Raw genomic sequence first — 7,684 nt, forward strand, 5'->3', positions numbered from 1 at the left:
ACTTAGCCGAGTTTTTCGGTCAGCTCCGGCACAGCCTGGAACAGGTCGGCGACCAGACCGAAGTCGGCGACCTGGAAGATCGGGGCTTCTTCGTCTTTGTTGATCGCAACGATGACCTTGCTGTCCTTCATACCCGCCAGGTGCTGGATCGCGCCCGAGATGCCGACAGCGACATAGAGGTCAGGTGCAACAACCTTACCGGTCTGACCCACCTGCCAGTCATTCGGGGCATAGCCCGAGTCAACCGCCGCACGCGAGGCACCTACGGCGGCGCCTAGCTTATCGGCCAGGGTTTCGATCAGTTTGAAGTCGTCTTCCGAGCCAACACCACGGCCGCCCGAGACAACGACACCGGCCGAGGTCAGTTCCGGACGGTCGCTTTCGGCCACCTTGTCCTCGACCCAGGACGACAGGCCTTCGGACGCCGGGACCGAGATGGTCTCAACCGGGGCCGCGCCGCCTTCGCCCGCCGCGTCAAAGCTGGCGGTCCGCAGGGTGACAACCTTTTTGGCGTCGTTCGATTTCACGGTCTGGATCGCGTTGCCCGCATAGATCGGGCGCTCAAAGGTCGAGCCGTCAACCACGCCCGACGCATCCGAGATCACCATCACGTCCAGCAGCGCGGCCACGCGCGGCATCACGTTCTTGGCGTCGGTTGTGGCGGGGGCAACGATGTGCTCGTACCCGTCGGCCAGTGACACGATCAACGCGGCCGTTGATTCTGCAAGACGGTGACCCAAAGACGCGTCTTCGGCCACCAAAACTTTGGACACACCGTCAATCTTGGCGGCGGCCTCGCCAGCAGCAGCAGCCGAGCCGCCCGCGGCCAGAACGGTCACGTCGCCCAGTGCCTTGGCGGCGTTGACAGCCTTGGCGGTGGCGTCCAGCGACAGCTCACCATTATTGACTTCTGCCAGAAGAAGAACAGCCATTACACAGCCCCCGCTTCTTTGAGTTTTGCAACCAGCTCGTCGACCGAGCCCACGACGATACCGGCAGCGCGTGCCGGCGGCTCGTCGGTTTTGACGATTTCCAGACGCGGGCTGACATCGACGCCGTAATCGGCGGCGGTTTTCTCATCCAGCGGCTTTTTCTTGGCCTTCATGATGTTGGGCAGCGACGCATATCGCGGCTCGTTCAGGCGCAGGTCGACGGTCACGATGGTCGGCATCTTGACGCTGATGGTCTGCAGGCCGCCATCCACCTCGCGGGTGATCTTGGCGCTGTCGCCTTCGATATCCACCTCAGAGGCAAACGTGCCCTGGCTCCAGCCCAGCAGTGCCGACAGCATCTGGCCGGTGGCGTTCATGTCGTTGTCGATCGCCTGCTTGCCGCACAGAACCAGTCCGGGTTGCTCTTCCTCGACCACTTTGGCAAGGATTTTGGCAACGGCCAATGGCTCGATATCGGTGTGCACATCGTCAGCCGCAACGACCAGAATCGCGCGGTCGGCCCCCATGGCCAGCGCGGTACGCAGCGTTTCCTGCGCCTGCTTTACGCCCACCGAAACAGCAATAACTTCATCCGCCTTGCCCGCTTCTTTTAGGCGGATCGCCTCTTCTACGGCGATCTCGTCGAACGGGTTCATCGACATTTTGACATTGGCGAGATCAACACCGCTACCGTCCGCTTTCACGCGGACTTTCACATTATAGTCAATCACGCGTTTGACAGGCACGAGTACCTTCATTTTAGCGCTTTCTCCTCAAAAAACGGTAAGCCGCGAAGCGACTCCACCAATGCTTTCGGGGGATTGAATAGCGTCTCAATTCCCTCTGCAACAGAGTAAAATCGTCACGTCATGGGCTTGGGACGTCGCGTTTCGTGTTTTTTGCCGCTGCGTCCCAAAACTTATCGGTTGGCGCCCGGGACCCACAAAACATCCTGAGTGCCGTTTTCATTGGCGCAGCGGGCCGCCACGAAGAACCAGTCGCTCAGGCGGTTTAGGTATTTCACTGCGACTGCGTTTACCGGCTCCAGATTGGTCAGTTCAACCGCCAACCGCTCGGCCCGGCGCGAAACAGTGCGACACACATGCAGATGGGCCGCCAACCGAGAACCGCCCGGAAGGATGAAGCTGCGCAGCGGTTCCAGCGTTTCGTTCATGACGTCGATCTCGGCCTCAAGCCGGTCGATCTGCGATGCAACGATGCGCAGCGGCGGATAGTCGGCCTCGGCGTCTTTTTCCATGTCGGGGCGGCAGAAATCCGCGCCCAGATCGAATAGGTCGTTCTGGATGCGCGACAGGGCTGCATCAACGTCGCCCTCTGCCTCGGTGCGGGCCACGCCAACGAACGAGTTCAGCTCGTCCACGGTGCCATAGGCCGCCACGCGACCGGAATATTTTGCAACCCGTTCACCGTTGCCCAAGGCGGTTTTCCCGTCATCGCCGGTACGGGTGTAAATCTTGTTCAGGACGACCATTTACTGCGCTCCTTGTCCACGCAGCCAGACATAGAGCACGATCAGCAACACGGCAATGAACTGAAACAGGATACGCAGGCGCATCATCTTGTTGCTTTTCATCGCTGCCGCTTTGCCGCTTTTGCCGAAGTTTGAGATGCCTATCGCCAGCACGACGACAACAGCCGCCATGGCCAACAGCAAAACGACCATCAAAAGGTCCATGGGTACACCGTCCGCGTTTCTTGTTTCGTTAGTCTACCATCTAGCTTCGCAGATTGGAAAAGCGAACGGGTAATTTCGCCTCAGATGTCCGAGAGGATGCGGTCGATGGCGCGGGTCGGCAAAATACGGCGCAGGTATCCGGCAACGTAAGTTGGAGTCGTCACGTAGTAGCGCGCGCGCGGCCGTTTTGCTTCGACGGCACGGGCCAGCTTGTCGGTCACTGCCGAGGCGGGCAATTCGAACCTGTCGGGTCCCGAGGATTCGTATAGTCTTTTCAGTAACGAAGCCTCGTACCGCGCGCGCAGGGCCGAGTTTTCCCAATTGATGAACCGCTCGAAAAAAGGGATCGAGTTTTCCCGGATTTTTGACGTGATCGGTCCGGGTTCAATCAGGATCACCTTTACGTCGGTATCTGCCAGTTCCAGGCGCAGCGTGTCTGTAAGGCCCTCGACCGCGTATTTTGTCGCCACGTAAGCTCCGCGCCATGGAAAGGCCACCAAGCCCAAAACCGAGGAATTCTGAACGATTCGGCCGTGCCCCTGTGCCCGCATCGCCGGAATCACCTGTCGGGTGAGCTCGTGCCATCCAAAAAAGTTGGCCTCGAAAATCTGGCGCAGACCGTCCGTTGGCAAATCCTCGACCGCTCCGGGCAGACCATGTGCGCCGTTGTTGAACAACGCATCAAGCGTGCCGCCGGTGGCTTCGAAAACCGAGGTCAGTCCCGACGCGATGCTGTCTGCATCGGTATAGTCGATGCGTGGGCTTTCAAACCCCTGCGCCCGCAATCGGTCGCAGTCACGCTGCTGACGACAGGACGCAAACACCCGCCAACCCCGGGCGCGCATACCATGAGCGGCATCCTGACCAATGCCCGAAGAGCAGCCGGTGATAAGAATGGTCTTTTGCATGATCTTCCTGACTCTGAACCTCGCCCATAGCTATTGCGAGGCTGTGGTCAGGGCAATCACACCACTGCGTCAGTCCGGGATTTTTCGAACCAGCGATGCCGAAATCCATCCTATTTGTTGCTGCGGCAACACGCGCAATCGCAGCCAGCCGGTTCCGGACTCGCTCAGAACCTCGACCTTCTGGCCGATGGTTGCCTTTCCGACGATGGGATAGATCGTACCGGGCCCGTCACGCATGTTTACACGCGTGCCCGAAATCTCGCGAATGTCCTTTTCCGGCTCGGGCAGGGCGGGTGCCTCAGCGACATCGCTCTGCACCTCTGTCGTGACCTGGCTCAGCCCGGCTACGCCGTCTTCCAGCGAGGCCAGCGTGAAGTTGGCGCTTTGATCGGCAAAGATTGTCAGGCTTGAAAACGACGCAAGACTCGCGTCGTCGGCAATGATCTGAACCACTTCTTCGGGTTTGGCCTTTGGCGGCTCGTGACTCGTTGGCACTCGGGCTGCAACATTGGTTACAAGCTCTTCGGCGCGCGCAGGCGCGACGGTTGTGGCCTGGGCTACAATTTCGCGTTGAGGCTGGTCGCTGCGCAGGCCGCGTGGTTCGAAATCCGGCCCCCCGCTCATGATGTAAAAGCACCATCCGAGTGCAGCGAATGAGATTACAATAAGGCGCGTCATGGCGCATCCCCCGGGTCAATCGTAAGAAACAAGAAATAAGCAGCAGTCTAATTCCAATAGGTTACCATATTTCATGCATCCTGTCGAAAGACGGGGGAAATTGCAGGGGCGCCTCCCCTTGTTGCAAAAAGCGCCACTTGTCCCCAGTAAATATGTGCTGGTCGCTTTACCAAGGCGCAGTTGCGGCGTATCACATCATGTATGAATGATACGATCGACAACCCCAACATGGAGGCCCCTGACAATGGGGGCGAGGTGGCCGAGCCGCTGCGCCGCGCGATTGGCGAGCGCTATCTGACCTATGCGCTGTCCACAATCATGCACCGGGCGTTGCCGGATGCGCGGGATGGATTGAAGCCTGTTCATCGGCGAATCCTCTACGCCATGCGCGAGTTGCGACTCAGTGCGACGGGTGGGTTTCGTAAGTCGGCGAAGATTTCTGGCGACGTGATGGGCAACTATCACCCGCATGGCGACGCCGCGATTTACGACGCGATGGCGCGTCTGGCGCAGGATTTTAACGTGCGCTACCCGCTGGTCGACGGTCAGGGGAATTTCGGCAACATTGACGGCGATAACCCGGCGGCCTCGCGCTATACCGAGGCGCGGATGACCATCGTGGCCGAAGCTCTGCTTGAGGGGCTGAACGAAGACGCCGTTGATTTCCGTGACAATTATGATGGGACGCTGACCGAGCCGGTCGTGTTGCCCGCGCAGTTCCCGAACCTTTTGGCCAATGGGGCCAGCGGTATCGCGGTCGGCATGGCGACGAATATCCCGCCGCACAACATCGCCGAGCTATGCGACGCCTGTCTGCATCTGATCAAGACGCCGGATGCGCGCGACGATACGCTGCTGAACTACGTGCCCGGCCCGGACTTCCCGACTGGCGGCGTAATTGTTGAGCCACCCGAGAATATCGCACAGGCCTACCGCACTGGGCGGGGGTCTTTCCGTCTGCGCTGCAAGTTCGAGGTCGAAGATCTGGGCCGAGGTCAGTGGCAGATCGTCGTTACCGAGATCCCCTATCAGGTTCAGAAATCCAAGCTGATCGAAAAGATCGCCGAGCTGATCCAGACCAAGAAAATTCCGATTCTCGCTGATGTGCGCGACGAATCCGCCGATGACATCCGGGTGGTTCTTGAGCCTCGCTCCAAGAATGTGGACCCCGAGGTGCTGATGGGCATGCTCTATCGCAACTCGGACCTTGAGGTGCGGTTCAGCCTGAACATGAACGTGCTGATCGACGGGGTGACACCCAAGGTCTGCTCGATGAAGGAAGTGCTGCGCGCTTTCCTCGACCACCGGCAAGAGGTGCTGCTGCGCCGCTCGCGCCACCGCATGGGCAAGATCGACCACCGGTTAGAGGTGTTAGAGGGCTTTATCGTCGCCTTCCTGAACCTCGACCGTGTGATCGACATCATCCGCTATGACGACGACCCCAAGGCGGCGCTGATGCGTGAGGATTGGGGCATCGATCATGTTCGCGCGACCGATGAGGCCGACTATGTCTCGCCCAAGCCGGGTGAGGGCGAGTTGTCCGAGGTTCAGGTCGACGCGATCCTGAACATGCGCCTGCGCAGCCTGCGCCGTCTGGAAGAGATGGAACTGGTCCGCGAGCGCGATGAATTGATGCTGGAGCGTGCCAATCTTGAGGATTTGCTGGCCGATCCGACCCTGCAGTGGTCCAAGATTGCTGAGCAGCTGAAAGAGACCAAGAAAACCTTCGGCAAAGACTACGAAGGTGGCGCGCGGCGCACGCGCTTCGCCGAGGCGGGTCAGGTCGAAGAAGTTCCTCTTGAGGCGATGATCGATAAGGAACCGATCACGGTCGTTTGCTCTCAGATGGGCTGGATACGCGCCATGACAGGCCATATCGACCTGAACCGTGAGTTGAAGTTCAAGGATGGCGACGGCCCGAGATTCATATTCCACGCCGAAACGACAGACCGGTTAGTGGTTTTTGCCTCAAACGGGCGATTTTATACGGTCAGTGCCGCCAATCTTCCCGGAGGTCGCGGCATGGGTGAGCCCCTGCGCCTGATGGTTGACCTGCCGAACGAGGCGCAGATTATCGACATCCTGATTCACAAGCCCGGGCGCAAGCTGCTGGTGGCGTCGGGGGCGGGCAACGGTTTCATCGTGCCCGAGGATGAGGTGCTGGCCCAGACCCGCAACGGTAAACAGGTGCTGAACGTCAAGGGGGACGAAACGGCGATGATCTGTAAGCCGGTTCAGGGCGACCATGTGGCCGTTGTATCGCAGAACGGCAAGTTCCTTGTGTTCCCAACAGAGGAACTGCCCGAGATGACACGCGGCAAAGGTGTGCGTCTGCAGAAATACAACATGGCGCGTGGACGGCAGGGCACTTTGGAACTGGATGGTGGCCTGTCCGACGTCACTACGTTTAACTGGGAAGAGGGCCTGAAATGGTCCATGGGCGGTGACAAGACCCGGCACGAGGCCGATATGTCCCAATGGCTGGCCAAACGCGCCAGCGTCGGAAAAAAACCGCCTTATGGTTTCCCGCGCGACTACAAGTTCTCATGACCGCGTGGGTCTGTGGTGAAATTCCGCCGATACGGCTTGGCACAGGCCGTATCAGTGCGCTAAATCATAAAAAACAAGCCTATCGAGACATGACATGTTGCGTATTCTGACCTTGATCGCCGGACTGGCCCTTTTGGGCGCTTGCACGCAGACACAAGTGTACGAAGAACCCGAGTCGCTGGGCGAATTCAAGCTGCGCGTCAATTATGCGTTCGCTGAGAAAGCCAGGCAGGGTCCGGTCTCCCGCGACGCGACCCCCAAAGAATGGGAGGAGGCCATTCAAAACGCCGTGGATATCCGTTTGGGTCGTTACGACGGTGCTCAGGAGTATGACATTGGCATCAGCCTCGAAGGTTACATGCTGGCACCTCCGGGTGTGCCAGTCATCTATAACCCCAAAAGCACGGCTATCGTACTTGTGAACGTCTACGATGTTCGCAAAAAAGAGTTTTTGGCAAAGGCCAAACAATTTCAGGTTCTTGAGGACACGACCGGCGAAAGTGCCCTTGCCGGGTCTGGTCACGCCCGCACCCGAGAAGAGCAAATGAACGGCCTGGCGTTGAAAGTGGCCGACCGGGTTGAGGAATGGCTGGCCGAAGAACACGAGGCAAATGGCTGGTTCGACCGTCGCCCGGACCTGATCCAACCGCTTGATTCCGGCGTCGTCACGCAAAATCCGGCATCATAACCCGCTTTCGATGCAGGATGTGCTTGATTTCCCCCTTTGAACCAAATATCCCGCGCGCGCAGATGTAACCACGGGACCAAGGGTCCCCCAAATTGCAAAAGGGCGCCTGAGGAATGGCAAAGGAAAAGTTTGAGCGTACAAAACCGCACGTCAACATCGGCACGATTGGCCACGTTGACCACGGCAAGACGACGCTGACCGCAGCAATCACCAAGTATTTCGGCGACTTCAA

The 7,684-nt window shown here is 58.9% G+C and carries 9 protein-coding genes; 3 read left to right on the forward strand and 6 right to left on the reverse strand.

Going from position 1 to position 7,684, the window contains the following annotated elements; translation table 11 throughout:
• Positions 1-2 precede the first annotated feature (2 nt).
• The 6 genes from LCM21_RS17950 to LCM21_RS17975 all read right to left on the reverse strand — a co-directional run bounded on the left by LCM21_RS17950 (position 3) and on the right by LCM21_RS17975 (position 4,214).
• Entirely contained in the window at positions 3-932 is a 930-nt protein-coding gene (locus tag LCM21_RS17950) for an electron transfer flavoprotein subunit alpha/FixB family protein (RefSeq protein WP_224891827.1), read from the reverse strand.
• Positions 932-1,690, reverse strand: a complete 759-nt coding sequence (locus LCM21_RS17955) for an electron transfer flavoprotein subunit beta/FixA family protein (RefSeq protein WP_068339016.1) — start codon at positions 1,688-1,690, stop codon at positions 932-934. The genes LCM21_RS17950 and LCM21_RS17955 overlap by 1 nt, the downstream gene beginning before the upstream one ends.
• Before the next feature lie 161 nt (positions 1,691-1,851).
• A complete protein-coding gene (locus tag LCM21_RS17960) occupies positions 1,852-2,424 on the reverse strand; it encodes a cob(I)yrinic acid a,c-diamide adenosyltransferase (RefSeq protein WP_068339011.1) in 573 nt (190 codons plus the stop codon).
• The gene (locus tag LCM21_RS17965) at positions 2,425-2,628 is read right to left on the reverse strand and encodes a twin transmembrane helix small protein (RefSeq protein ID WP_068339009.1); all 204 of its coding nucleotides are present in this window, start codon (positions 2,626-2,628) and stop codon (positions 2,425-2,427) included.
• An 80-nt stretch (positions 2,629-2,708) separates the two neighbouring features.
• Positions 2,709-3,536, reverse strand: a complete 828-nt coding sequence (locus LCM21_RS17970) for an SDR family NAD(P)-dependent oxidoreductase (RefSeq protein WP_224891828.1) — start codon at positions 3,534-3,536, stop codon at positions 2,709-2,711.
• A gap of 69 nt (positions 3,537-3,605) precedes the next feature.
• Positions 3,606-4,214: an SH3 domain-containing protein gene (locus tag LCM21_RS17975; protein ID WP_224891829.1), complete on the reverse strand. Its 609-nt coding sequence runs from the start codon at positions 4,212-4,214 to the stop codon at positions 3,606-3,608.
• A 201-nt stretch (positions 4,215-4,415) separates the two neighbouring features.
• Between LCM21_RS17975 and parC the strand changes: the two genes are divergently transcribed.
• The 3 genes from parC to LCM21_RS17990 all read left to right on the forward strand — a co-directional run.
• On the forward strand, positions 4,416-6,764 hold the full coding sequence (parC, locus tag LCM21_RS17980; RefSeq protein ID WP_224891830.1) for a DNA topoisomerase IV subunit A: 2,349 nt from the start codon (positions 4,416-4,418) through the stop codon (positions 6,762-6,764).
• Between the two features lie 94 nt (positions 6,765-6,858).
• Positions 6,859-7,452, forward strand: a complete 594-nt coding sequence (locus LCM21_RS17985; protein ID WP_068338998.1) for a hypothetical protein — start codon at positions 6,859-6,861, stop codon at positions 7,450-7,452.
• Positions 7,453-7,565: 113 nt separating this feature from the next.
• Positions 7,566-7,684: GTP-binding protein (locus LCM21_RS17990; protein WP_222457858.1), on the forward strand; the 119-nt coding region annotated here is incomplete at its 3' end.

Origin of the sequence: Ruegeria profundi (assembly GCF_020171505.1) — a bacterium.
GTDB lineage: Bacteria > Pseudomonadota > Alphaproteobacteria > Rhodobacterales > Rhodobacteraceae > Ruegeria > Ruegeria profundi.

Bases quoted from the DNA above. Each gene is read 5' to 3' on its own strand.
- LCM21_RS17950 (WP_224891827.1), bottom strand. From the start codon at position 932: ATGGCTGTTCTTCTTCTGGCAGAAGTCAATAATGGTGAGCTGTCGCTG.
- LCM21_RS17955 (WP_068339016.1), bottom strand. From the start codon at position 1,690: ATGAAGGTACTCGTGCCTGTCAAACGCGTGATTGACTATAATGTGAAA.
- LCM21_RS17985 (WP_068338998.1), top strand. From the start codon at position 6,859: ATGTTGCGTATTCTGACCTTGATCGCCGGACTGGCCCTTTTGGGCGCT.
- LCM21_RS17975 (WP_224891829.1), bottom strand. From the start codon at position 4,214: ATGACGCGCCTTATTGTAATCTCATTCGCTGCACTCGGATGGTGCTTT.
- LCM21_RS17965 (WP_068339009.1), bottom strand. From the start codon at position 2,628: ATGGACCTTTTGATGGTCGTTTTGCTGTTGGCCATGGCGGCTGTTGTC.
- LCM21_RS17960 (WP_068339011.1), bottom strand. From the start codon at position 2,424: ATGGTCGTCCTGAACAAGATTTACACCCGTACCGGCGATGACGGGAAA.
- parC (WP_224891830.1), top strand. From the start codon at position 4,416: ATGAATGATACGATCGACAACCCCAACATGGAGGCCCCTGACAATGGG.
- LCM21_RS17970 (WP_224891828.1), bottom strand. From the start codon at position 3,536: ATGCAAAAGACCATTCTTATCACCGGCTGCTCTTCGGGCATTGGTCAG.